The organism is Cryptosporangium aurantiacum (assembly GCF_900143005.1).
Taxonomy (GTDB): domain Bacteria; phylum Actinomycetota; class Actinomycetes; order Mycobacteriales; family Cryptosporangiaceae; genus Cryptosporangium; species Cryptosporangium aurantiacum.
In genome coordinates, this window is record NZ_FRCS01000008.1 from 153,866 (window position 1) to 178,739 (window position 24,874).

Genomic DNA, 24,874 nt, shown 5'->3' on the forward strand with positions numbered 1-24,874 from the left:
CGAACCTCAGCGCCTGACCGGACGTCAGCGCGTGAGGCCGAACTCCGCTACCAGCGGCCGGTGGTCGCTGGCCCGGGTGACCTCCGGCGTGTCGAGCACCTGGTAGCCGCGGGCCGGTACGCCGGGCGAGACGAACAACGCGTCGATGCGGCGACGCGGAGACCGGGTGCTGAACGTCGGTGTCGGGTCGTCGGCGCCGACGTCGACCAGCCGTTCGGTGAGCGCGCGCCAGGCCGGGCCGTCGGCGGTCTCGTTGACGTCGCCGGCGACCACGGTCGGCTCGTCGCCGGGCACGGCGTCCAGCAGCACCGGGACGTGCGCGGCCCGTTCCGGACCGGTGAGTCCGAGGTGGACGCCGACGACCGTGAACGGCGCACCGGCCAGCGCGCCCCGGACGACGACCGCCGCCCGTGGATGCTGGAACCGCGTGAACGGCAGGCGCACCACCGCGGTCTCGCGCACGGTCACCGCCAGCGACGCCAGGACGAGGTTCCCGGACGCGTCGCCGCCACCGCGCACCACGACCAGCCCGCAGCGGCGGGCCAGCTGCGCCGCACGAGCGCGCCACCGCAGCACGCGCGGTGCCTCCTGAAGGACCACAACGTGTGGTGCGGTGCCCCGGATGGTGCGCGCCAGAGCGTCCACGTCGTCGCGAAGCCCGCGCACGTTCCAGTTGAGCACCCGCAGCCACACCCGCGGCGCCGCAGGCGCCCCGGCAGCCACCGCGGCCCCAGCCTCAGCGGCCCCAGCAGGCTCAGCCGCCCCAGCCATCACCGGATGCGCGCGAGGTCGGCCGCGCCGACCAGGCCGGCCTTGTTGCCGAGCGCGGCCATCCGCACCTCGGCCGCCTCGGTCCGGCCCCGCAGCGCGGTCACCTTCGCGTACGTCTCCCTGGCCGGGATCGACAGCAGGTCACCGGCCTCCGCGACCCCGCCGCCGAGGATGATGCAGCGCGGGTCCCACGCCGAGACCAGATCGGCCATTCCCCAGCCGAGCCAGTCGCCCAGCTCGCTGAACGAGGCCAGCGACACCGTGTCGCCCGCCTGTGCGGCCCGGGTCACCATCGGACCGTCGATCGCGTCGACGTCGCCGCCGGCCATCTCCAGCAGCGTCCGCGCGCCGGTCCGGTCGTCCCTGGCGCGTTCCTTGGCGAACCGGACCAGCGCTTTTCCGCTCGCGTACTGCTCGAAGCAGCCGCTGGCGCCGCAGCCGCACGGGTGCCCGTCCGGCACCACCCGCACGTGGCCGAACTCCGCGGCCATGCCGAACTCGCCGCGGTAGACCTCGCCGTTGACGACAGCGCCACCGCCGATGCCGGTACCGACCGTGATCAGCAGTAGGTGGTGCTGGTCGCGTCCGGCGCCGAACCGGTACTCGGCCCAGGCCGCCGCGTTCGCGTCGTTCTCGACGACGACCGGCAGGTCGACCCGCTCCTGAATCCGGTCGCGCAGCGGCTCCCGGCGCCACGCCAGGTTCGGCGCGTGCAGCACGACCGACCGAGATGCATCGATCCAGCCCGCTGCGCCGACGCCCACCGCTTCGATCGCGTAGTCCTCGTCCAGCTCGCGGACGACCTCGGCGATGACCCGCGCGGTGTCGTTGACGTCCTGGCTGGGCGTGGGACGCCGCACCGTAGCCAGTACCTCACCCTCCGGAGTAACTACTCCGGCCAGCACCTTGGTTCCTCCGACGTCGACTCCGACAGTCAGCGTCACGCGCGCCTCACCACACCAATGCACCTTCCCGTGAGTGCAACGGCGCCGGTCAGAATCTCCGGCGTTCACCGGCGTGCGGCCGGTTCCGTCGCAGCGTATGGCACGCCGGTCAGGCGGTGTCGATCGCTCCACCCGTGGCGTACGGTTCTGCCTTTTTTCGGCTGTGGCTCAGCCGATATCGATGCGCTCCACCGGCGGATCGTCGTCGTCAGTCTCCGCGGCGGCGCGCTCACCGACCACGGTGGCCACCTCGGCGACCACGCGCAGCAGGTCGGCGCCGGCCACCGCCGCGTCCGCCACCGCGCCGGAGAACCGGGCCACGAGCTCGGGCGGCAGTTCCGGCGCACCGGCGCCCCGGACACGCTGCAACAGCGCCTCGGCGAACCGGACGGCCTCGTCGACCAGCGGCCCCGGCGGCGGGACGGTCATGCGTCCCCACCTCCGACGGCGGACGAACCCGCCGACGAACCGGCCGGCGAACCCGCCGACGAACCGGCGGACGAACCCGCCGACGCACCGGCCTGTGCCGCCGCGAACCGCACCTCGAGCCGTCCGTCCTGCAGCGTCGCACCGGCGACCGAACGCCGCCGGAGCACCTCGGGCAGCGCCAGCAGCCTGCGCCGGCCGGCGACGGTGAGAATCAGCTCGTCGGCGACCCGCGACAGCGCGATCTCCGAACGGTCGGCCAGCGGCACCGCGACCGAGAGGACCGTGCCGTCCAGCCGCAGCGGTGGTTCGACCGGGACGGCGGCAACCGGGTCGGTGTCGGCGCCGTACAGCTCGAACGCGAGGGCGGCGAGCGCCTCGGTTCCGACCGGCTCGACCGGCAAGTACGGGACGGTGCGCAGCGGGACGCCGACGAAGCTCTCCTCGGCCTCGGCGAGGCGCTCGCGCTGCGCGGCGGCCCACCCGGCGCGCCAGGGGTCGTCACCGTCCGGGATCACCCGGTTGACGACGACGCCGTCGACCACGAACCCGTGCAGCGCCAGCGCGGTGAACGTGCGACGCGCCTCGGCGAGCACCACGGCCTCCGGCGTGAGCACGAGCCGGACCGTGCTGGTCAGCGAATCGGTGAGCAGGTTCCGGACGTCGGCGAGCGCGCCCTGAAGCCGCAGTACGGCGTCGAGCACACCGTCGTCCGGAATAAGCATTTGCAGTTCCCGGCCGAGCACCGGCCGGGCCATCCCGGACAGCCGGCGGTGCAGGGGCGCGAGCCGGTCGGTGTACCAGCCGAGCACGTCGGGAAGCGTCAGCAGACGGAGCGTCTCCGCGGTCGGCGCGCAGTCGACGACGACCGTGTCCCAGCGCCCGGACCGCGCCTCCTCGTGCACCGCGAACAGCGCGAACAGGTCGTCGAGCCCGGGCGGCACGACGAGTTCCTCGGCCGCGACGCCGGACAGGCCCCCGTGCCGGAGCACGGCCGTCAGGTAGTTCCGCAGCGTGCCCCAGTATCGCTCGTACCGCGCCTGCGTATCGACCTGCTGGGCCCAGAGCCCGTCCGTGACGGGCGTCGGCTCGGGCCCGACCGGGACGTCGAGCGCGTCCGCGAGCGAGTGTGCCGGGTCGGTGGAGACGACCAGCGTCGTGTTCCCGCGTTCGGCTGCCCGGACCGCCGTGGCCGCCGCGGAGGTGGTCTTGCCGACTCCGCCCTTACCGGTGAAGAGGACTACCCGCACGATTCCACGCGCTTCTTCAGGTCCTTGAGCGCGGTGTCCATGATCATCTTCTCGGCCTTGCGCCGGAACATGCCGAGCATCGGCATGTTCAGCTCGACGGTGAGTGTGTAGGTGACCGTGGTGGTGCCGTCGCCGTTGTCCTCGAGGTCGTAGCTGCCGTCCTGGACCTTCATCATCGTGCTCTCGACGAGCGTCCACTCGATCCGGCTGAGGTCCTCGGCGTACGCGTACTCCAGCGTGTATTCGTCCTTCACCACACCCGCGTCGAGGACGAACCGGGCCTGGTGCGCGTAGCCGTCCTCGTACTCGCTGACGATCTCCACGCTCTTCACCGCGCCCACCCACTCCGGGTAGGACGCGAAATCGCTGATGACCGAGGCGATCGTGTCGACCGGTGCGGCGATGCTGATCGACTGCTGGGAAGAGTCCGCCATGTGCTCTGCTTACCACTCCAGCACGAACGGCTCGCCGGTTGCCCGGAAGTGACCCACGTTGACGCACTCGGTGCGGCCGATCCGCAGGCGGTGCTGGAGCGGCTGGTGGACGTGCCCGAACAGCGCGTACCGCGGCTGGTGCTGTTCGATCGCGTTCAGGAGGGCCTCGGACGCCACCTCCGGACGCCGGGTCACGGTGTCCCACCGGAGCTCCGGCACGGCCGGCGGCACGTGCGAGCAGAGGACGTCGACCGGGCCGAGCGCCGCGACCTTGGCGGCGTACTCCTCGGGTGAGAAGTCCGCTCCGAACTGCACGATCGGGGGGCGCGCGCCGGTGGTGCGCCGGGGCTGAGCAGCCGGGAGGACCTTGCGGGGCCAGCCGCCGACAAATCCGAACCGCCAGCCGCCGATCTCGACGACCTCCGCGTCGAACATCCGGCGCTTGTCGTCGACGAACTCCGGCCAGAGCTTGGGCATGTCGACGTTGCCGTAGGTGCAGTACGCGGGCGTGGGCATCACGTCGAACAGCTCGGCGTACTGGGCTTTCGCCGCCTCGGTGATCGCGGCGGACAGCCCGGCCGGATCGCTCATCAGCCGCGCGCCGACCGAGCGCAGGTCGCCGAACCGGTGTTCCTTGCGCATCTCGGCGAACTCCGCACCGGCCTCCGCGCCGAGCAGGTCGGCCAGGATGCCCTGGGTGGGGTCGGCGTAGTCGAGGTAGAGCAGCAGGTCGCCGAGGACGACCAGCGCGTCGGCGCCGTCACCGGCTCGCGCCAGGGCGTCGGCCCGACCGTGGACGTCGGACACCACGTGGATCCGGGTCATACCGCAGGCTCCCCCGGCTTCCGGCCGGCTTCCAGACGGTCCTTCACGCCCCACCAGACCGCCTTGGCGTGCCGGGCCCTGCGCTGGTGTTCGGCGGCGGTCTTCCGCCAGTCGTCGATCTGCGCGGGTTCGGTCGTGCTGCCCCTGCGGGTCAGATCGGCCCGGACGAACGTGTGGGCGACGACGCCGTCGCCGTACGGCTCGAGCCACACCTCCACGCTGCCGACCAGCGCCCCGGTCGCGCTCCAGCGCACACCGTCGCGCCCGCGATCCATGAACACGGACAGGTCGAGGTCCGGCCAGAGGTCGGCGGTGAACCGGGGTTCGCGGATCGCGGCGGACACCACGTCGGGGTCAACGGCGAGGAACGTCTCCTCGATCAGGTCCACGTGAGGCACTCCCGAAGCATGCCACCAGGCGCACGCCCGGCGGCGTGACCCGCGCCACGCCCGACCCGTCCGAGATACCGTCGATGCGGAAACGGGTACCTCCGCTCCGAGGGTCGTCGCAGGCCATCGGTACCGTGCGGTTCCGACGCGCCGGGCTCGAAGCCCCGCGTCAGCCCGAACCGGGCTTAACCTGCCAGCGTCCGGACAGTAGGAAAGCGAGGCCGTGGTGCGTGAGTTCGCTCAGCCCGCCGTCTACACGGTGCCCGATGGGGCCGACCTGACCGACATGGTCTGGAGCGCGGCCGACGAGGTCCCGGAGAAGGTCACGTTCCGCCGCCCGTCCGGGTCCGGCTGGGCCGACGTCACCGCCGCCCAGTTCCGGTCCGAGGTGATCGGCGTGGCGAAGGGCCTGATCGCGTCCGGTGTCCAGCCGGGCGACCGGATCGGCCTGATGGCCCGCACCCGCTACGAGTGGACGCTCGTCGACTACGCGATCTGGTCCGCCGGCGCGGTCACCGTGCCGATCTACGAGACCTCGTCGGCCGAGCAGGTCCAGTGGATCCTGGGCGACTCGGGCGCGGTCGGCGTCGTCGTCGAGTCCTCGGGCCACCAGTCGCTGGTCGAGAGCGTCCGATCGGACCTGCCCGACCTCCGGCGGATCTGGCAGATCGACGCGGACGCGGTGGGCCTGCTCACCGCGGACGGGGCATCCGTCGACGACGCGCAGATCGAGGAACGCCGCGCCGCGCTCGGCCCGGCCGACACCGCCACGATCATCTACACCTCCGGCACCACCGGCCGGCCGAAAGGCTGCGTCCTCACCCACAAGAACCTGCTGTTCGAGGTGGGGAACGCGATCCCGTCGCTGCCGAGCATGTTCCGGGAGGGCGCCTCGACGCTCCTGTTCCTGCCGCTGGCGCACGCGTTCGCCCGGCTGATCCAGCTCGGCGCCGTCTACTCGCGGGTCACGCTGGGCCACGCGCCGGACATCAAGAACCTGATGGGCGACCTGCAGGAGTTCCGCCCGACGTTCGTGCTGGCCGTGCCGCGGGTGTTCGAGAAGGTCTACAACGGCGCGAAGCAGAAGGCACACGCCGAGGGCAAGGGCGCGATCTTCGACCGGGCGGACCGGGTGGCGGTCGCGTACAGCGAGTCGCTGGATTCCGGGGGCCCAGGGCTCCTTTTGAAGGCCCAGCACGCGCTCTTCGACAAGCTCGTCTACGGCAAGCTCCGGGGCGCGCTCGGCGGCGCCTGCACGCACGCGATCTCCGGTGGCGCCCCGCTGGGCGCCCGGCTCGCGCACTTCTTCCGCGGGATCGGGCTCTGGGTCTCCGAGGGTTACGGCCTCACCGAGACGTCGCCGGCCACGGCCGCGAACGTCGACAACGCGGTCAAGCTCGGCACGGTCGGCAGGCCGCTGCCCGGCATGACGGTCCGGATCGCCGACGACGGCGAGGTGCTGATCGCCGGCGACCACGTGTTCGCCGAGTACTGGCACAACCCGGAGGCGACCGCGGTCGCGCTCAAGGACGGCTTCTTCCACACCGGTGACCTCGGTGCGCTCGACGACGACGGCTTCCTGACGATCACCGGCCGCAAGAAGGAGCTGATCGTCACCGCCGCCGGCAAGAACGTCGCTCCGGCCGTGCTGGAGGACCGCATCCGGGCGCACGCGCTGGTGAGCCAGGCGATGGTCGTCGGCGACGGCAAGCCGTTCATCGGCTGCGTCGTCACGATCGACCCGGACGCGTTCGGACCGTGGAAGGCCAAGCACGACAAGCCCGCTGACGCTACTGTGGGCGATCTCGCGAACGACCCTGACCTGCGGTCGGAGATTCAGGCTGCGGTGGACGACGCTAACCAGGCCGTGTCGCGCGCCGAAGCGGTCAAGGTTTTCCGTATCCTCCCCCGCGACTTCACCGAGGAGACGGGCGAACTGACGCCGAGCTTGAAGCTGAAGCGCGCCGTCGTGGAGAAGGAGTACGCCGACGAGATCGCCGCGATCTACACCTGACGACGACACCCGCCCCGGCCGGTCGGCCTGGCTCCGCCGGGTGGTTCCACCCGCCGCCCTGTGGGAGACCGCTGCGCTGACCCGGCTGGTCCGCGGTTCGCTGCTGGTACTGCTCATCGTCCTGTCGCTGGCCAGCACCGACGCGATCGCCCCGACGCTGCTGTGGTGCGCGCTGTTCGCGCTGGCGGCCGCCCCGGGCCTGATCGCACCGGAGCGGCCGTGGCCGGCCCGGATCGGCTGGCTCGCCGAGGTCATCGTGGTCTCGATGGCGGCCGCGACACCGCCTGCCGAGGAAGCGTTCGTCCACCCGGCGTTCGTGCTGTCCTACCTGGCCGCACCGGCGTTCGCGGTCGGAGCGGTGTTCGGCGCCGTGGAGCTCGTCGCGCTGGTCGCGGTCGCGATCGCCGCGCTCCTCGTCTCCGGCGCGCTGCAGGACCAGCTCGGTCAGGACGCGTTCGGGCTCGCCGCGTTCGAGTGGACGATCCTGGCCGCCGTGGCCGGGACGGTCGGCCTCGCCGTCCGCCGGCTCATCCGCAGCCGGAGCGAGGCCGTCGAGCCGGAGTTCGTCCAGGCCGCGCGTCTGCTCACCCAGCTGCGGACGATCGCGCGGCAGCTTCCCGGCACGCTCGACCCCGGCAGCCTCGCCGACCGGCTGCTCGACGAGCTGGAGCGGGTCGCACCCGCCGACCGCAGCGCGGTCCTGACCGGCAGCGGCGGCGGCCGCCTGGAGGTGCTGACCCAGCGCGCGCCCGGCCGCGTCGCCTGGGAGACGTCGTTCGACGCCGACACCCCGCTCGCCGACACCTGGGCGAGCCAGCAACCCCAGGTCTCCGCCCGGACGCTCGACCGCGCGGGGCCGGGCACGCCGGTCTCCGTGCTCGTGCTGCCGATGATCACCGGGGTGCGGACCGTCGGGCTGGTCGTGCTCGAGACCGACCGGGTCGGGGCGTACTCGCCGACCACGGTCACCGAGGCCACCGAGGTCGTGAACAACGCCGCGCTCCGGCTGGAGACCGCGCTGCTCTTCGACGAGGTGCGCGGGCTGGCCACGGTCGAGGAACGGCAGCGCCTGGCCAGGGAGATCCACGACGGCGTCGCCCAGGAACTGGTCATGGTCGGGTACGGGATCGACAACGCGATCGCCGACCTGCCGGAGGGCAGCGAGGCGGCGGAGAGCACACTGCGCCTGCTCCGCGTCGAGGTCACCCGCGTGATCACCGAGCTGCGGCTGAGCCTGTTCGAGCTGCGCAGCGACGTCGACCGGCACGGCGGCCTGGGCAGCGCGATCGCCGACTACGCCCGGACGATCGGCAGTTCGGCCGGCCTGCGGGTGCACCTGTCGCTGGACGAGTCGACCGCCCGGTTGCCCGCCGCCGTGGAATCCGAACTGCTGCGGATCGCGCAGGAGGCGGTGACGAACGCGCGCAAGCACGCCGGGGCCGCGAATCTCTGGGTCACCTGCGAGGTCGACCCGCCGTACGCGCAGATCGAGGTCAGCGACGACGGAAAGGGGCTCGGCCGGGGCCGGCCGGACGGGCGCTACGGAATGACGATCATGGCTGAGCGAGCAAATCGGGTCCGGGCGGAGCTGGAGATCGTGCCGCGTGCCCCCAAAGGGACGACGGTCAGAGTCGTGCTCGGTGGGAAGACACGTCAAGGAACCGCCGGGTGACGGTGGGCTCGCGCAGAGCTTGACCGGGGGCCCGATAAGCTGCGACGGTTACTGAACCGTACCGTCGGACAGAGTCGTTAATAGTCCCATTTATCCCTATGTATTCGGCACGATTCGTACGGGGATGCCTACGCAGTGTTGCTAATGGCATAATTCATACCAACAAGCGTTTTCCGCACCTCGAACGCGCGGCCTAGTTCGTCCATTATGGCCGAACGGAATGCATCTTCCCAGGCCATCAGCTACAGAGGCCCTGATATGAGAACTTTAGGCGACGGATCGTATAACGTGACACTGCAGGAGGTGCGGCCAGACAGTGACTGACAACAGGTCCTTCCCCAGCCCGCCGGGGGGCGAGGCCAGCGGCGGGGTAACGACTGTTCTCCTCGTCGACGACCACGATCTGATTCGGCAAGGGCTCCGCCACGCTTTCGAGCGCGATCCGGGTTTTGAGGTGGTCGGGGAGGCCGGGTCCGTCGCCGACGCTCTCCGGAAAGCGGCCGAACTCAAGCCCGACGTCGTGATCATGGATCTCCGGTTGCCCGACGGCAGCGGCCTGGAGGCGACGAAGGCGTTGCGTTCGTCCCGCGCCGACATCGGCATCGTGGTCCTGACCATGTACGCCGGCGACGACCAGTTGTTCGGTGCGCTGGAAGCCGGGGCTTCGGCCTTCGTGCCGAAGAACGCGCCGGCCGACGAGGTGGTCGCGTCCGCGCGGCACGCGGCGTCGTCCCCGAACGCGTTCACAGCCTCGGACCTCGCCAGCGCCATGAAGCGGCGGCTGACCCCGAGTGGCCCGCACCTGTCCCCGCGGGAGAGCCAGGTCCTTCGTCTGCTGGCCGACGGGATGAGCGTCGCGGGTATCGCGAAGCAGCTCTACGTCAGCGAGTCGACGGCGAAGACCCACATCTCGAAGCTCTACGAGAAGCTCGGTGCGGGAAACCGCGCCCAGGCCCTGATGACCGCGTTGCGGCTGGGGCTCTTGGAAGCCCCGAACACCCCGGGTCTGTAGGCAGTACTTCCGCTCCGGCCCGGTCTGCGCGACCGGGCCGGTTGCTGTTTCTGCGTCACGCGGACGCGATGCCGCGCGCCACCGCCCGCCAGCCCGCACCCGGGGCCGGCGCCCGCAGGCCGGGGCCGACGCCCGCAGGCCGGGGCCGACGCCCGCAGGCCGGGGCCGACGCCCGCAGGCCGGGGCCGACGCCCGCAGGCCGGGGCCGACGCCCGCAGGCCGCGCGGCGGATGGCCGCGCGGCGGCGGCGGATGGCCGCGCGGCGGCGTGCCGGATGGCCGCGCGGCGGCGGCGTTCCGGATGGCCGCGCGGCGGCGTTCCGGATGGCCGCGCGGCGGCTGGCCGCTGGTTCACGCGAAACCGGGCTCTAAGGCGCGCTTAGAGCCCGGTTTCGCGTCGATCGGCGTCAGGCGCCGGCGCGCGGGCCGCTCAGGAGCTTTGCCATCCTCGCGGCGAGGGTGTCCCAGTGCCAGTCGCGCTCCACCCAGACGCGGCCGGCCTTCCCCATCGCCTGCGCCTTGGCAGGGTCGGCGAGCAGCTCGGACGCGCGGTCGACCAGCGCGCTGAGGTCGCGTCCCCCGACCACGTACCCGGTCTCCCCCTCCAGCACCGCGTCCGGCGCCCCCCCGGAGTCACCGGCGATCACCGGCAACCCCGTCGCCGACGCCTCCAGGTAGACGATCCCCAGCCCCTCGACGTCCAGCCCCCGACGCCGGGTCCGGCACGGCATCGCGAACACGTGCCCCGCTGCGTAGTGGGCGGGCAGCTCCGCCCACGGCACCGACCCGGTGAACTTCACGTGCTCGGTGACGCCGTGCCGCGCCGCGAGTTTCTGCAGGTTCTCGCGATACGGGCCACCGCTGACCAGCAGCAACACCGCACCCGGCACCCGGCGCCGGATCTCCGGCAACGCCCGGATCAGCTGGTCCTGGCCCTTGCGCGGAACGAGCCGGGACACGCAGACGATCGTCGGCCGGTCACCCAGCCCGTACCGCTCACGCACCGCCGACGCGTCCACGCCGGGGTGGAACTCGCTGGTGTTCACGCCGCCGGGCAGGTGCACCAGCTCGGCCCGGTCACCGACCGGACCGGCCAGCTTGGACCGCGTGTACGCGCCGAGGTACGTGATCACGTCGACGCCGTCGGCGATCCGGCCGAGCAGCTGCCGCGGACCGGGCAACGCCGCCCATCCGGCCTCGTGGCCGTGGGTCTGGGCGACCTGCCAGTCCACACCGGCGCGACGCCGCAACACCGGCGCCAGCAGCCCGAGCGGGGCGGCGGCGCCGTACCAGGCGGTGGTGCAGCCGTACTCCAGCGCGGTCGCAACGACCCGCCGGGCCGCGCCGGGCGTCGGGACCAGCAGCGACGTCGGGTGCCGGACGACCGGGAACGGCTGCTCGGCGTCGAATTCCTCGCAGCCCTTCCAACGCGACGCGTAGACCACCAGCGAGCCGGGCGGCTGCCGCACCGCGAGCTGGTGGACGAACGTCTGGATGCCACCCGGACGGGGTGGAAAGTCGTTCGTGACCAGCAACGTCCGCCGGACGTTCGTCGGCGGCGGCGACGCGTCCGCCCGGCGCACCGGGCCGTCCGTCCGGGACTCCGGTCCGTCCGTCCGGGAGCCCGGTGCGTCCGTCGGGGAGCCCGGGCCGTCCGGCGGGGAGCCCGGGCCGTCCGGCGGGGAGCCCGGGCCGTCCGGCGGGGAGCCCGAGGCGCTCATCGGGCGGGTGCCGGAACCGGGAGGCCTTCGCGGGCGGCGAACTCCCTGGCGGCCGCGATGCGGTCCACTGTGGTCGGGTGGGTGCCGAACCAGAGCTGGAAGAACTGGTTCGGACGGAGGTCGGCCCGGTTCTGCAGGGCCAACCTGCGTTCCATCGACACGAACGCCTCCGGGTCGCGGGTGAGTTCCAGCGCGTGCTCGTCCGCACGCGCCTCGATCTGGCGGGAGACCAGCGCTTGCAGCGGTGTCGACAGGGCCCCGACGACCGCGATAATCGCCAGCACCAGGCCGACCGACCGTGGGTCCGCGAGGCTGTCGACGCCGGCCCGGCGCAGCAGCGGAGCCCACCCGCCGAGGACCGCGAGCCCACACACCGCGGACGCCGCCCCCAGCGCCCCGAGCACGGTGCCGGTGACGACGTCGCGGTGGACGGCGTGGCCGAGTTCGTGGGCGACGACCGACTCCACCTCCTCCGGCGGCGCGTCTTTCAGCAGCGTGTCGTAGACGACGATCCGCCGGCTGGCGCCGTAACCGGAGACGTACGCGTTGAGCGCGGTCGTCCGCCGGGATGCGTCGGCGATCAGCACGTCCTTCACCGGATCGCCGTCGCGTTCGGCGAGCTGCAACAGGCTGGTCCGGAGCGCGGAGTCGGGCATCGGAGTGAACTTGTTGAACAGCGGCTCGATCAGGATCGGGAACGCGAACGAGGCGACGAACACAAACGCGGCGGCACCGGCCGCGGCCCATGTCCACCACCAGTTCGGCGTGGCGCGGATCAGCGCGAACAGCACCAGCGTCACCACCGCGGTCAGTACCGCCGAGACCGCCCACGCCTTGCCCTGGTCGGCCAGCCAGCCGCCCCAGTTCTGCGTCGACAGGCCGTACCGGCGCAGCAGGACCTCCGACCAGGCAGCGAGCGGAAGCGTCACCACCGTCGCCACGGCCCCCAGGACGACGCCGCCGAGCAGCGCCTCCACCCACCACGCGCCACCGAGCGGACGCGCGACGGCGGACACCAAACGGGCGCCGAGCGGCGTCAGGCCGAACGCCAGCGCGATCACGAGTCCCAGTCCGAGCCGGGTGAGCGACCACGGCCGCAGCGCCGCGCGGAACACGCTGCCGCGGCGGATCTCGTCCTCGGAGAAGTCGGTGCTCGCGTCGGCGCGGGGCACGGTGACCGCGGGGCGGGCGTCACCAGCGGGGGCGGTGCGCCACGGCGTGAGGAACCCGGCAGTCACCACGACGGCGGCACCGAGCACCAGGAACGCGATCAGGGCGACGGCTCGGCTGGACACTCTCCGATCATCCCAGCCCCACCCCACTCCCCAACCAGCGGTCATCCGCTCGCGCCGCACCACCCTCCCCGCGGGCGTCCGTCCAGCGCCGCACCACCGTCCCCGCGGGCGTCCGCTCAGCGCCGCACCACCGTCCGCATGGCCCAGCCGCTCGCGCCGCGTCCGCCCGTCCACGCGGGTCTAACCGCGCGGGGCCGGTCGGGGCGCGCGGTCAGCCCGCTCGCCTGCGGGCACGCTCCTCGTCGGCGTGGCGGGCGCCGAGCCAGTCGGCCCGTCGGCGCTCGTGCTCGGGCGGGGTGGCCGCGGTGATCGACACGAACTCCGGGTCGAACCCCGCGGACACGAACGCCTGCAGTGCGGCGTTCTCCACCTCGTCGAGTTCGACGCCGGCCGGCAGCTCGGTCAGCTCGACGCCTGCCGGTGGGGCACCGACCAATGCACTGATCACGCAGTCGGTGCAGCCGGAGCCGCGAACCCCACACGCGTCGCAGTCGATGAGCATCCTTCGTCGCCTCCTTCCGTGCATCTCTTCTGCCACGGACAGTAGGCAAGGGGTACGACAAAACCGGTTACGCCCGGTCGAGCCGCCGCACCAGCACTACGGACGGCACCGCGTACGCACCCGCGCGCCGGATCCCGTCGGCCACCTCCTTGTCGGACGACACGACCACGACCGGCCGCCCCTTCGGCTCGGCGCGCACCAGCCGCCGGATCACCTCGTCGGCGGTCTCCCCCGGCGGGCTGAAGATCACCCGCACGCCGCGCGGTGACCCGGGCGCCGCCGGTGGCCGCCCCGCTCCGTCAAATACCACCGTGATCTCGGCGTTCGTCTGCGCGGCGAGGCCGGCCAGCCCGGCCAGCAGGCGCGTGCGCTGCTGCTCCAGCGCGATCCCGGGGAACCCGGTCTTCGTGACGTTGTAACCGTCGATGACCAGGTGGACGCGGGGCAGCCCGAGCAGCTGGTCGAGCCGGGCCGGATCGTCGGCGGCCCAGAGCTGCCCGCCCGCCTTGGTCCGGCTGCCCGCCGCAGCGGCCGCGGACGCCGCGATGGCGTCCCCGGGGAGCGTGTCCGGCGGTGCGACCGCGAGCTCGCGTCGCAGGCCCTGGGTGGCGTTGCCGATCGTCTCCAGCAGCAGCCAGAGCCTGGCCTCGTCGGTCACCCGACCGGCCCGGCTCGCCGACTTCGCCAGCTCCAGCTCCCGCTCGGCGTCGGCCAGCCGAGAACGGAGGCGGCGGATCTCGGCGTCCGAGGTGCTGGACGCGGCCGCGACCCGGCCCCGCTCGGTGGAGACCGCGTCGGTGAGCCGCCGGACGTCCTGCTCGGAGTCGCGCAGCGCCTTACTCAACTCCCGGACGCGAGCGCGCAGCTCGTCGGCCTCGGCGCGAACCGCGGCCAGGTCGGATCGCAGCTTGTCGGCGTCGGCCTTGGCGTTCACCCGGGCCCGTTCGAGCTGCTCCGTGAGCCGCTCCACCTGCCGGGCCGCGGCCTGCACCTGCTCGGACTCGGCCGCCGCCACCACGGTCGCCGACGCGGCCTCGACCAGCGTCGTCCAGTGCGAGGGACGGGCCAGGTAGGCGAGCGCGGCGACCTCGACGGGGTCCGCGGCTCCGGGCGGCGTCCCGGCGGCCACGGCCGCGCCGAGCGGTCCGGCGGCCTCGACCGCCCGCTCCGCCAGGCGCTCCCGGAACACGGGGTCGGCGGCGAGCTGGGCGACCACGGCCGGACCGGCCAGCCGGGCGCGCCGCGCGGGCGTGAACTGCGCGAATCGACGCAGCTGGGCGGGCAGCACGTCCGGCCCCAGGCCGGGGAACAAGTCGACGGCGAGCGCGGTGACTCGCGCCCGAACGGCATCCGGCAGCAACGGTTCGGCGCTCGGAGTCTCGTCCTGAGCGCCGTCCGTTCTGTGGTGGTCGCCGGTCACAGGGGCCGCGGAGTGACGCGCCAGCCTGTGTTCCGCCCGGGCCGGATGGTGGACATGCTGCCAGTCTTCCACTCCCCACCGGTCGACGGCGGCACGACGGACCACGTCTGACCAGGTGAAGGTGGCAGGCCACGTTTTTGTCCCACCCACCCCCTACGGTCGGCCCATGCAGCAGCACCACCCGTCGACCACAATCCCCATCCCGGCCGCGGAGCCCGCCGGGTCCGGACGCTGGATTCAGTCGACGTTCGACGAACTCGGCCAGCCGTTGCGCGACACCACGTTTGTCGTCGTCGACCTGGAGACCACCGGCGGCGCGCCGGGTGGATCGGCGATCACTGAGATCGGTGCGGTCAAAGTGCGCGGCGGCGAGGTGCTCGGCGAGTTCCAGACGCTGGTCGACCCCGGTATCGGCATTCCGCCGTTCATCACCGTGCTCACCGGCATCACCGACGCCATGGTCGCAGCCGCACCTCCGATCGCCGAGGTGCTGCCGGCCTTTTTGGAGTTCGCGTACGGCTCGGTGCTGGTCGCGCACAACGCGCCGTTCGACCTGAGCCACCTCAAGGCCGCCTGCGAAGCGCACGACCAGGTGTGGCCGGGCTTCCGCAAGGTCGACACCGCCGTGCTGGCCCGCCGGGCGCTGAGCCGCGACGAGGTCCGGAACTGCAAGCTCGCCACGCTCGCCGCGTTCTTCCGGTCCGCCACCACGCCGGTGCACCGTGCGTTGGCCGACGCCAGGGCCACGGTGGACGTTCTACACGGGCTGTTGGAGCGGCTGGGCAACCTCGGCATCCAGACGCTGGAAGAGCTGGAGACGTTCACCACCCAGGTCTCCGAAGCGCAGCGCCGCAAGCGGCATCTGGCGGTGGGCGTCCCGAGCGCGCCGGGCGTCTACCTGTTCCGGGACGCGACCGACCGGCCGCTGTACGTCGGCACCAGCAAAGACCTGCGCTCGCGCGTGCGCCAGTACTTCCACTCGTCCGAGCAGCGGTCCCGGATGGCCGAGATGATCAACGCCGCCGAGCGCATCGAGGCGATCGTCTGTGCGCACTCGCTGGAGGCCGAGGTCCGTGAGCTGCGGTTGATCGCGGCGCACAAGCCCCCGTACAACCGCCGGTCGAAGCATCCCGAACGGCGGCTGTGGCTCCGGCTCACCACCGACGCCTACCCGCGGCTGTCGGTGGTCCGGCAGGCCCGGGACGACGGCACGGCCTACCTCGGCCCGTTCTCCTCCCGCCGGTCCGCCGAGGCGGCCGCCACCGCGGTGTACGAGGTGCTTCCGCTGCGGCAGTGCGGCGGTGTGCTGTCGACCCGGCGCACCAGCCCGGCCTGCGCGCTCTACGAGATCCGCAAGTGCGAGGCGCCGTGCGAGCACCGCGTCTCGGTCGAGGCCTACGGCCGGCACGCCGAGGCGTTCCGGGAGGCGGTGCAGGGTGACCCGTCGCCGCTGGTAGAGCGTCTACTTGCCCGTATCGACGCGTTGTCGGACCGGCAGCGGTACGAGGACGCCGCCACCGCGCGGAACCGCCTCGCGGCGCTGCTGCGGGCCTGCATCCGGTCGCAGCGCACCAAGGCGATCAGCAGCGTGCCGGAGCTGGTCGCCGCCCGTGCCGACGGGCAGGGCGGCTGGGAGATCTCGGTCGTCCGGCACGGGCGGCTCGCGGCAGCCGGTGTGGCGGCGCGCGGCGTCCCGCCGCTGCCGGTGGTCGACCAGCTGGTGGCGTCCGCGGAGACCGTGGTGCGCGATCCGGCGTCCGACGGCGTCCACCTGGAGGAGATCGAGCGGGTGTTGGCCTGGGTGGAGCGTCCGGAGACCCGGCTCGTCAAGGTCGACACGATCTGGGCGTCGCCGGCGAGGGGCGCCGGGCGATGGGCCGACTTGCTGACCCGCATCGAGGCGGGCAGGCAGGGCGCGGATCCGTTCGACGACCGCCGCCGGTTGCGGCCGGAGTCACGTCCGGCGCGGGCGCCGAGGCCGACGGCGTCCGTGGTCCCCGACCTGTCCCGGGTGAGCGCGACGCCGACTCCCGTACCGGGCGCCGCCGCAGAGCGCTCTAACCTGTCCAGTCATGGCACCCGTGAACCCGAGTCCAGCCCGTACGGCCCGGGCGGTGCTGCGCCGCAGAGCGATCGAGGTGTTCCGGCGGCTTCCGCTGCGGGTACGGCGGCGGCTGGTCCGGCTGGGGACGCCGAACTACACCCTCGGGTCGGTGGTGCTACTACGCGACCATGACGACCGGCTCCTGCTGGTGCGACAGCCGCCGTCCACGGGGTGGTCGCTGCCGGGTGGCCTGCTCGACCGGCACGAACATCCCCGGGACGCTGCCGTCCGCGAGGTGCGCGAGGAGATCGGGGTGACGCTGGACGCGGACGCGGTGGCGCCGATCGTGCCCAACGCGCACGTGAACCCCTTCGTCCAGCAGGTCGACCTGATCTTCACCGCGACCGTCGACGCGGACGCCACCGAGGTCACCGTCGACCAGGTCGAGATCGGCGAAGCACGCTGGTTCGCGCTCGACGCCCTGCCGCCGCTCACCGGCCCGACGTTCCGCCTCCTCGGTCGTGCGGGTCTGCTCAGCCCCGATGGCTCGCCCGCCCACCCCAATGCCGACGAGACGCCCCACGACGCAGCCGCCCCCCGAACCGCCGAGGACCCACCAACCACCGACGGCCCCGGCGCAAGGGGAACTCAGCCCGACGTAGTCGACGCGGCCGGCGCCCAGCCCAACGACGGCGACACGGTTGATCCGCGGGCCGGCGAAAGCGGCACGGCCGGCGCTCAGCCCCGCCAAGACGGCACGGCCAGCGCTCAGCCCCGCCAAGACGGCACGGCCAGCGCTCAGCCAGACGACGCCGACGCGGCGGCCTCTCGGCCCGACGAAATCAGCGCGGCCGACGCTCGACCCGACGGAGATAGCCCGACGGGCGCACAGCCCGACGAAGGCAGCACGGCTAGTGCTCACCCCCACGAACGCGGCGCGGCCGGCGCACAGCCCAAGGACGCCGACGCGGCGAGCGCTGAGTCCACCGACGGCAGCACGGCCAGTCCGCGGGCCGGCGGAGACCTCCGCGCGGCGGGCACTCGACCCGACGAAGACAGCACAGCCGACGCACAGCCCGACGAAGACGGCGCGGCCGGACCGCAGGCCACCGAAGGCGGCACGGCCAGCGCTCGGCCCGACGACGGCAGCGCGGCCGGTCCGCGGAACGGCGGAGACCTCCGCACGGCGCTCCCACCGGCTGCTGACGGGCGCGGCGCTGCCGGAGCGCGGACCGACGAGGTGCTCGGGGAGCCCGGGGAACCGTTTGCCGACCCGGAAGCCGATGTTGCCGCCGCGAAGCACGACGCGCCGAGCCGCGGAGAGCGCGCGTGACCGATCGGGGCCTCTGCACGGTTGTGCTGGCCGCCGGAGCGGGCACTCGGCTGCGCCCGCTCACCGAGCTGCGGCCGAAGGCGCTCTGCCCGGTGGGTAACGTCCCGCTGCTCGACCGCGCGCTCGCCCGCCTGACGTCGCTCGGGTTGAGCGGCCCAGGGGCTGTCGCGGTCAACGCCCACCACCATGCTGAGCAGATCGCGGCGGCGGTCGCCGGCCGGGCGCACCTCTCGGTGGAGCAGCCGGAGGCGCTCGGCACCGCAGGCGCCGTGGCCGCACTGCGCGACTGGGTGGCCGGGCGGGACGTCCTCGTGGTCAACGCCGACGCGTACCTCGCGGGAGCGCTCCCCGCGGATTTTGTCGCCGGGTGGAGCGGGGAGCGGCCGCGGCTGCTCGTCGTCGAGGCGGGTGACCGGCGGCGTGACTTCGACCGGTGGCGGTTCGCCGGGGTCTCCCTCCTCCCGGCGGAGGCGGCGGCGCGGCTGCGTCCGGAGCCGACCGGGCTCTACGAGGTGCTGTGGCGCGCCGCCTGGGCCGCCGGAGCCTTGGAGCTCACGCCGTTCGACGGAACGTTCATCGACTGCGGCAACCCCGCCGACTACCTCGCCGCGAACCTGCACGCCCGCCGCCACGCCGCCGACACCCCCGCTAGCGCTGCCTCCGACGCCAGCGCTGGCGCCGGCACTGCCGACAGCTCCGACACCGACGCCGACGCCAGATCCGCCGCCTCCGACGGCGCTGGCCCCGGCGCCGGTGACCGCCGCTACGTCGCCGGCGTCGAGCCCGGCATCGACCCGGCCGCGGTCGTGACCGGCGAAGCCGTTGAGTCCGTCGTCGGCGCCGGAGCGGTGGTCGCGGGGCGAATCGTCCGCTGCGTGGTGTGGCCGGGAGCGCGCGTCGACGCGCACGAGTCCCTCACCGACGCCATCCGCGCCGACGCGCTCACTGTCCACGCCTAACTCGCCGAAGCGCGGATACAAGCCGCTCCGGGCTGCGACGGCGCCCCTCTGAACCCAAGTGACTAGGCTGGCGACCGCACCGCGGAACGGGCCGCGGGGGACCCCGAGGAGCGTCCACGTGATCACGTCGATCGTGATGATCAGCTGCGAGACCGATCTGATTCCCGAGGTCGCCCAGACCCTCGCCGACCTGCCCGGGGTCAGCGAGGTGTACTCGACCGCGGGCAACGTCGACCTGATCGCGATCGTGCGGGTCCACGAGTTCGAGGAGATCGCCGAGGTGATCGCGGGCCGAATCAGCAAGGTTCCCGGCATCGTCGACACCGAGACGCATATCGCGTTCCGCGCCTACTCCCGCCACGACCTCGACGCTGCGTTCTCCATCGGCCTCGAGGGCACCGACTGACCCACCCCGCCCGCATGCCGCGGCGACCCGTCCCAAGCGATGAACATTCTGTGCCGCCATAGGGGCACAAAGTGTTCACCGCCTCGGCGGCGATGCACACGACAGGGCCCCGCCGATCACGAGGATCGACGGGGCCCTGGTCGTTCGGTCAGTAGTTGCCGGAGTCGACCGACGAGGCGCCGCTCAGCTCCGACGGCTTCTTGCCGTCGTCGCCCGCCCCGACGGCGGTCTTCGCGACCTCCTCCGGACGCTCGAGCGGGATGAAGAAGCCCCGGATCGCGCGCCCACCGGCACCCAGCTTGTTCATCTTCTTCGGCACCGGGGCGCCGACGTAGTCCAGCTCGACGTGGCCGTGCTCGTCCGGCTCACCGAGCGGCTGGTGCACCTCGATGAACTGTCCGGACGGAAGCCGCCGGATCATGCCGCTCTCCACGCCGTGGGCCAGCACCTCGCGGTCGTGCTGCTGCAGACCGAGGCAGATCCGATACGTGAAGAAGTACGCCAGCGGCGGCACGACGAACAGGCCGATCCGGCCCGCCCACGTCGTCGCGTTGAGGCTGATGTCGAACTTGTCGGCGATGATGTCGTTGCCACCCGACAGCAGCAGGATGACGAAGAAGCTGATCGCCATCGCGCCGAGGCCGGTGCGGGCAGGCGCGTCCCGCGGACGCTGGAGCAGGTTATGGTGCCCGCGGTCCTTGCCGTACTTCTGTTCCAACCATGGATAAGCGCCGGCGAGCGTGAACATCACGCCGGCTAGGACCACGGATGGCCAGAACATCGCCGGGATCGTGTAGCCGAAGCTGCGGAACTCCCACGCAGGCATCAGCCGGACCGCGCCGTCGAGCCACATCATGTACCAGTCGGGCTGCGAACCGGCCGAGACGACCGCCGCCTCGTACGGGCCGAACAGCCAGATCGGGTTGATCTGGACCAGACCGCCGAGCGCGGCGATGACGCCGAACACCAGCATGAAGAAGCCGCCGGCCTTGGCCGCGAACCCGGGGAACATCCGGTGACCCACCACGTTCTGGTTGGTCCGCCCCGGGCCGGGGAACTGGGTGTGCTTCTGCTTGACGAGCAGGCCCATGTGCGCCGCGATCAGACCGAGGATCGCCGCGGGCAGGAGCAGCACGTGGATGATGTAGAAGCGTTCCAAGATGAACTCACCCGGGAACTCCCCGCCGAACAGCGCGAACGAGACCCAGGTACCGACCACCGGGATCGAGTAGATGATCGCGCTGGCGATGCGGAGACCCGTGCCGGAGAGCGCGTCGTCCGGGAGCGAGTAGCCGAGGAAGCCCTCGAACATGCCCAGGACGAACAGCGTGACACCGATGACCCAGTTCAGCTCACGCGGGCGGCGGAACGCACCGGTGAAGAACGTCCGGAACATGTGGACGAGCATCGCCGCGACGAACATCAGCGCGGCCCAGTGGTGGATCTGGCGCATGACCAGACCACCGCGGACCTCGAACGAGATGTTCAGCGCCGAGTCGTACGCCTTCGACATCTCCACGCCCTGCAGCCGGGTGTAGGAGCCGTCGTAGATGACTTCCTGCGGCGACGGGGTGAAGAACAGCGTCAGGAACGTGCCGGTCAGCAGCAGGACGATGAACGAGTAGAGCGCGATCTCGCCCAGCATGAACGACCAGTGGTCAGGGAAGACCTTGTTGAACACGCGACGAAGCGGCGTCGAAGCGTCCAGACGGTCGTCCGCCCAGGTGCCGACAGCAGCTGGTTTGATCTTCGGCAGCAGTGGCATTACGGACGCTCCCAGAAGGCCGGTCCGACAGCTTCCTTGAAGTCGCTCTGGGCGACGAAGTAGCCCTCTTCATCCACGGTAATAGGAAGTTGCGGCAGTCGCCGCGTCGCGGGACCGAAAATCGGTCGGCAGCTGTCTTTGACGTCGAACTGCGACTGGTGGCACGGGCAGAGCAGCCGGTTGGTCTGCTGCTCGAAGAGGCTGGCGGGGCAGCCCGCGTGCGTGCAGATCTTCGAGTACGCGAAGTAGTTGCCGTAGTGGGCGTTCTCGAAGCCCTTCCGCGGCTTGAACTCCCTGGCGTCCTCCTCGCGGAGGTGGATCAGCAGCGTCGGCGAGTCCGCGTACTTCAGGCCGGTGCCGTGCGGGATGCCCGGGAACACGGTCTCCAGACCGCCGGCCGAGACCTCGCCCGGACGGATCGGCGTGCCGTCGTCCCGGACCAGCCGGACGCCCTCCTTGAACCCCGTGGTCCACAGCGGCTGGTCGTCCCCGTGCGGGTCCTTGATCAGCGCGCCGAGCGGCACGATCGCCATCAGGCCGAGCGGCGCCGCACCGACGGCGAGCGCGCCCTTGAGCAGCGGACGGCGCTTGATGCCGGTCTCGTCGACCATGTTCATGATCGTCGCGGCGGTCAGCGCCCGCTCGTCCAAATTGGGGTTGTTGTCGTGGCGGTCTTGGACCGCCACCTCCTCCGGCATCAGCTTCTTGACCCAGACGATGATCGCCGCGCCGAGCGCGAACAGCGCGGTGCCCATCGTGAAGCCGAGCAGCGGCGTGTACAGCTTGTCCGGGCCCCGGCCCTGCTCGTACTCGTACGGCCAGGCCACGTAGACGACGATGAACGCCAGCGCCGCCAGGCCGGTCAGGATCAGCAGGAAAGCGATCGTACGTTCGATTCGCTTCTCGCGCTTCGTGCCGGCGACCGCGAACCGCGGCTGGTAGTGGACGATCTCGACGCCGTCCCGCCGGGCACCTTCCCGCACCAGGTCGAACTGGTTGTGCTTGGGGTCGGTCGGGTCGAAGTCGACCGGGGTCCCGCTCCCGTGCTCACTCATGACTTACCCGCAATCCACAACGCCCCGAACAGACACACCACGATGCCCACCGCGAAGATCACGACCATCTCCGGCACCGGGCCGGTCCGGCCGATGCCCCAGCCACCCGGGTCGGCGTCGGTCTTCTGCGTCTGGACGTAGGCGATGATCGCCCTCTTCTCCTCCGGCGTGAGCTGGTTCTCACCGAAGACCGGCATGTTCTGCGGCCCGGTCAGCATGGCCGCGTACAGCTGACGGTCGGTGGCCGGCTCGAGCGACGGCGCGTACTTGCCGGAGGACAGCGCACCACCGTTGGACGAGAACGCGTGGCAGGACGAGCAGTTCACCCGGAACAGCTCGCCGCCGAGGGCCTCGTCACCGCGCAGGTTGCCGTCCGGGATCTCCGGGCCGCCGCCGATCGACTGGATGTAGGCGGCGAGCTGCTTGGCCTGCTCGTCGTCGTACGCCGGCTGCTTGCGCTGGACCTGGGCCTCCTGGCGCGCGGCGGGCATGCGACCGCTGGTCACCTGGAACTCCACCGAGGCGGAACCGACGCCGATCAGGCTGGGACCGCGGTCTTCCACACCCTGCGCATTGGTGCCGTGGCAGCTGATGCAGCTCTTGTCGTAGAGCTTCTGTCCTTCGCGGACCGCGAGCGAGCTGGAAGTCTCGTCAGCCTGCCCGGTCGGCGCGAACGTGGCGTACGCGCCGCCGATCAGCCCGAGCGCCAGGGCGAGGACAACGATTCGCCCGGCCTTTCCAGCCCGGTTTCGAAACCGGCGCCTCAAACGGGCGGCGGCGGAGGCGATCATGCCGACTCCTCGCTCCGCTCGGAGCCGGCATGATCGCACGGCGACTCTGCTAGCCGTACCTCGCGCAAGCGCTCGGTCAATGGATTCACCTTGTCGGTCGAGGAGCCAGTCGTGGCGGACGGCCACTGGTTGGACGGCATCACTTGACGAAGTAGATCGTCGCGAACAGTCCGATCCACACCACGTCGACGAAGTGCCAGTAGTACGAGACGACGATCGCGCTGGTGGCCTGCGCCGGGGTGAACCGCCCGAGCGTGCTCCGCCCCATCATCAGCAAGAACGCGACCAACCCGCCGACCACGTGCAAGCCGTGGAAGCCGGTCGTCAGATAGAACATCGTCCCGTAGCCGTTGGACGCGATCGTCACGTCCTCGTGCACCAGGTTGCGGTACTCGTTCGCCTGGCCGAGCACGAAGATCAGCCCCATCACGAACGTGATCGCGAACCACCGCCGAAGCCCGTAGACGTCGCCGACCTCGGCGCGGAACACGCCGATCTGGCACGTCACGGACGACGCCACCAGGATCACCGTGAAGACCAGGGCGTACGGGATGTTCAGCTTCTCGGTCTCTTCGTGCCAGAGACTCTGACCCGGGCCGGAAGCTCGGATCGAGAAGTACATCGCGAACAAACCCGCGAAGAACATGAGCTCGCTGGAGAGCCACACGATCGTCCCGACACTGACCATGTTCGGCCGGGTCAGCGAGTGGATCTGGCTCTTCTCGATACTGGTCGTGGCCGTCGTCACGGGAGCATTATGTCCCGCCCGAATCCCAGCGCACGCACCGGGTGCCTACGTCGTGTCGTAGATTCCGGCCTAAGGTGGAGCGGTGCTGTCCACCACGGGTGTCGATACGGCCCTGACCAGCGTCGAGCTACCGGTGTTCACTCCTGCCACGGTGTTCACCGCGGCCAACCTCGACCAGTGGATGGCGATCGCGCTCGTGGTCGTCGCCGGGCTGTACCTCTACGGCGTCCACAAGCTGCGCGCCCGGGGTGACCGGTGGCCGATCGGACGAACACTCGCGTTCGTACCGGGTGGGCTCGGCGTGATCGCGCTCGCGACGCTGTCCGGCGTCGGCACGTACGACGACACGTTGTTCAGCGCTCACATGGTTCAGCACATGATGCTGAGCATGGTGGCGCCGATCCTGATGGCGCTCGGCGCGCCGGTGACGCTCGCGCTGCGCACGCTGCCCGCGCGCAGCCGGAAAGCGCTGCTCGCGTTCCTGCACAGCCGCTACTTCCGCCTGATCAGCCACCCGCTGATCGCATTCGTGTTCTTCATCGCGACGCCGTACGCGCTCTACCTCTCCGGCTGGTACCCGGCGACGCTGACCAACACCCTGCTGCACGAGTTCACCCACGTGCACTTCCTGGTCGTCGGCTCGCTGTTCTTCTGGCCGCTGATCGGCCTGGACCCGCTCCCCGGACGCTGGCCGTACCCGGCGCGGGCGCTGATGATGATCATCTCGATGCCGCTGCACGCCGTGCTGGGCGTGATCATCATGCAGATGGCTGGCCGGATCGCGACCTCCTACTACGAGGGCCTGAACCTGAGCTGGGTCTCTCCGGCCATGGACCAGCAGGTCGGCGGCGGCCTGCTCTGGGCGTCCGGCGACCTGATCAGCCTGCTGATGCTCGCCGCGTTCGTCACCCAGTGGATCCGCTCCGACGAGCGCACCGCGGCCCGGATCGACCGGCAGCTCGACCGCACCTCCGGCGAGGACAACGCGTTGGACGCGTACAACGCCCGGCTGGCCCGGCTCGCCGAGCGGCGGCCATAACCAGGCGGTGCGGTGTCGGGGGTCGGCGCTACGATCCGCTCAAGCCGCCGCACGTTGGGA

At 71.6% G+C, this 24,874-nt stretch carries 23 protein-coding genes; 8 read left to right on the forward strand and 15 right to left on the reverse strand.

Annotated features, from left to right (window positions below; all coding sequences use genetic code 11):
• Positions 1–24: 24 nt before the first annotated feature.
• From BUB75_RS25735 to BUB75_RS25765, 7 genes are all read right to left on the reverse strand, one after another.
• Positions 25–723, reverse strand: coding sequence for an endonuclease/exonuclease/phosphatase family protein (locus BUB75_RS25735; protein WP_178379979.1), 699 nt, complete (start codon positions 721–723; stop codon positions 25–27).
• A gap of 47 nt (positions 724–770) precedes the next feature.
• Positions 771–1,715: an ROK family glucokinase gene (locus BUB75_RS25740; protein WP_073260387.1), complete on the reverse strand. Its 945-nt coding sequence runs from the start codon at positions 1,713–1,715 to the stop codon at positions 771–773.
• Between the two features lie 168 nt (positions 1,716–1,883).
• The gene (locus tag BUB75_RS25745) at positions 1,884–2,144 is read right to left on the reverse strand and encodes a hypothetical protein (protein ID WP_073260388.1); all 261 of its coding nucleotides are present in this window, start codon (positions 2,142–2,144) and stop codon (positions 1,884–1,886) included.
• Positions 2,141–3,391, reverse strand: coding sequence for an ArsA family ATPase (locus BUB75_RS25750; RefSeq protein WP_073260389.1), 1,251 nt, complete (start codon positions 3,389–3,391; stop codon positions 2,141–2,143). Before BUB75_RS25750 ends, BUB75_RS25745 begins: the two co-directional genes overlap by 4 nt.
• A complete protein-coding gene (locus BUB75_RS25755; RefSeq protein WP_073260390.1) occupies positions 3,382–3,825 on the reverse strand; it encodes an SRPBCC family protein in 444 nt (147 codons plus the stop codon). Before BUB75_RS25755 ends, BUB75_RS25750 begins: the two co-directional genes overlap by 10 nt.
• Before the next feature lie 9 nt (positions 3,826–3,834).
• Positions 3,835–4,650, reverse strand: coding sequence for a metallophosphoesterase family protein (locus BUB75_RS25760; RefSeq protein WP_073260391.1), 816 nt, complete (start codon positions 4,648–4,650; stop codon positions 3,835–3,837).
• Positions 4,647–5,048: a hypothetical protein gene (locus BUB75_RS25765; protein WP_073260392.1), complete on the reverse strand. Its 402-nt coding sequence runs from the start codon at positions 5,046–5,048 to the stop codon at positions 4,647–4,649. The genes BUB75_RS25760 and BUB75_RS25765 overlap by 4 nt, the downstream gene beginning before the upstream one ends.
• A gap of 217 nt (positions 5,049–5,265) precedes the next feature.
• Between BUB75_RS25765 and BUB75_RS25770 the strand changes: the two genes are divergently transcribed.
• From BUB75_RS25770 to BUB75_RS25780, 3 genes are all read left to right on the forward strand, one after another.
• A complete protein-coding gene (locus BUB75_RS25770) occupies positions 5,266–7,053 on the forward strand; it encodes an AMP-dependent synthetase/ligase (protein ID WP_073260616.1) in 1,788 nt (595 codons plus the stop codon).
• Between the two features lie 40 nt (positions 7,054–7,093).
• Complete coding sequence (locus tag BUB75_RS25775) at positions 7,094–8,725, forward strand: sensor histidine kinase (protein ID WP_073260393.1); 1,632 nt, start codon at positions 7,094–7,096, stop codon at positions 8,723–8,725.
• A 316-nt stretch (positions 8,726–9,041) separates the two neighbouring features.
• The gene (locus tag BUB75_RS25780) at positions 9,042–9,737 is read left to right on the forward strand and encodes a response regulator transcription factor (protein WP_051569974.1); all 696 of its coding nucleotides are present in this window, start codon (positions 9,042–9,044) and stop codon (positions 9,735–9,737) included.
• 406 nt (positions 9,738–10,143) lie between these two features.
• Here BUB75_RS25780 and BUB75_RS25785 read toward each other — a convergent pair whose 3' ends face one another.
• From BUB75_RS25785 to BUB75_RS25800, 4 genes are all read right to left on the reverse strand, one after another.
• Positions 10,144–11,319 carry a glycosyltransferase family 4 protein gene (locus BUB75_RS25785; RefSeq protein ID WP_073260617.1) on the reverse strand — a complete coding sequence of 392 codons (1,176 nt, stop codon included), beginning with the start codon at positions 11,317–11,319 and terminating at the stop codon, positions 10,144–10,146.
• Positions 11,320–11,453: 134 nt separating this feature from the next.
• Positions 11,454–12,752 (reverse strand): M48 family metallopeptidase, encoded by a 1,299-nt coding sequence (locus tag BUB75_RS25790; protein WP_073260394.1) that lies wholly within the window; start codon positions 12,750–12,752, stop codon positions 11,454–11,456.
• A 211-nt stretch (positions 12,753–12,963) separates the two neighbouring features.
• A complete protein-coding gene (locus BUB75_RS25795) occupies positions 12,964–13,254 on the reverse strand; it encodes a hypothetical protein (RefSeq protein ID WP_073260395.1) in 291 nt (96 codons plus the stop codon).
• 67 nt (positions 13,255–13,321) lie between these two features.
• Entirely contained in the window at positions 13,322–14,614 is a 1,293-nt protein-coding gene (locus BUB75_RS25800) for an NYN domain-containing protein (protein WP_218617759.1), read from the reverse strand.
• Positions 14,615–14,840: 226 nt separating this feature from the next.
• Here BUB75_RS25800 and BUB75_RS25805 point away from each other — a divergent pair, with 226 nt between their 5' ends.
• From BUB75_RS25805 to BUB75_RS25820, 4 genes are all read left to right on the forward strand, one after another.
• Complete coding sequence (locus BUB75_RS25805) at positions 14,841–16,910, forward strand: DEDD exonuclease domain-containing protein (protein WP_073260397.1); 2,070 nt, start codon at positions 14,841–14,843, stop codon at positions 16,908–16,910.
• A complete protein-coding gene (locus BUB75_RS47755; RefSeq protein ID WP_245806311.1) occupies positions 16,792–18,051 on the forward strand; it encodes an NUDIX hydrolase in 1,260 nt (419 codons plus the stop codon). The genes BUB75_RS25805 and BUB75_RS47755 overlap by 119 nt, the downstream gene beginning before the upstream one ends.
• A complete protein-coding gene (locus BUB75_RS25815; protein WP_073260399.1) occupies positions 18,048–19,010 on the forward strand; it encodes a sugar phosphate nucleotidyltransferase in 963 nt (320 codons plus the stop codon). Before BUB75_RS47755 ends, BUB75_RS25815 begins: the two co-directional genes overlap by 4 nt.
• A 118-nt stretch (positions 19,011–19,128) precedes the next feature.
• Positions 19,129–19,416 (forward strand): Lrp/AsnC family transcriptional regulator, encoded by a 288-nt coding sequence (locus BUB75_RS25820; RefSeq protein WP_073260400.1) that lies wholly within the window; start codon positions 19,129–19,131, stop codon positions 19,414–19,416.
• Positions 19,417–19,564: 148 nt separating this feature from the next.
• Here BUB75_RS25820 and qcrB read toward each other — a convergent pair whose 3' ends face one another.
• The 4 genes from qcrB to ctaE all read right to left on the reverse strand — a co-directional run bounded on the left by qcrB (position 19,565) and on the right by ctaE (position 23,775).
• Positions 19,565–21,181 (reverse strand): cytochrome bc1 complex cytochrome b subunit, encoded by a 1,617-nt coding sequence (qcrB, locus tag BUB75_RS25825; RefSeq protein WP_073260401.1) that lies wholly within the window; start codon positions 21,179–21,181, stop codon positions 19,565–19,567.
• Positions 21,181–22,236: a cytochrome bc1 complex Rieske iron-sulfur subunit gene (gene qcrA / locus BUB75_RS25830; RefSeq protein WP_073260402.1), complete on the reverse strand. Its 1,056-nt coding sequence runs from the start codon at positions 22,234–22,236 to the stop codon at positions 21,181–21,183. The genes qcrB and qcrA overlap by 1 nt, the downstream gene beginning before the upstream one ends.
• Positions 22,233–23,027: a cytochrome bc1 complex diheme cytochrome c subunit gene (gene qcrC, locus BUB75_RS25835; protein WP_073260403.1), complete on the reverse strand. Its 795-nt coding sequence runs from the start codon at positions 23,025–23,027 to the stop codon at positions 22,233–22,235. The genes qcrA and qcrC overlap by 4 nt, the downstream gene beginning before the upstream one ends.
• A gap of 139 nt (positions 23,028–23,166) precedes the next feature.
• Positions 23,167–23,775 (reverse strand): aa3-type cytochrome oxidase subunit III, encoded by a 609-nt coding sequence (ctaE, locus tag BUB75_RS25840; RefSeq protein ID WP_073260404.1) that lies wholly within the window; start codon positions 23,773–23,775, stop codon positions 23,167–23,169.
• Between the two features lie 82 nt (positions 23,776–23,857).
• On the opposite strand from ctaE, the gene BUB75_RS25845 reads away from it, so the two are divergent.
• Positions 23,858–24,814: a cytochrome c oxidase assembly protein gene (locus BUB75_RS25845; RefSeq protein WP_073260405.1), complete on the forward strand. Its 957-nt coding sequence runs from the start codon at positions 23,858–23,860 to the stop codon at positions 24,812–24,814.
• The last annotated feature ends 60 nt before the right edge of the window (positions 24,815–24,874 follow it).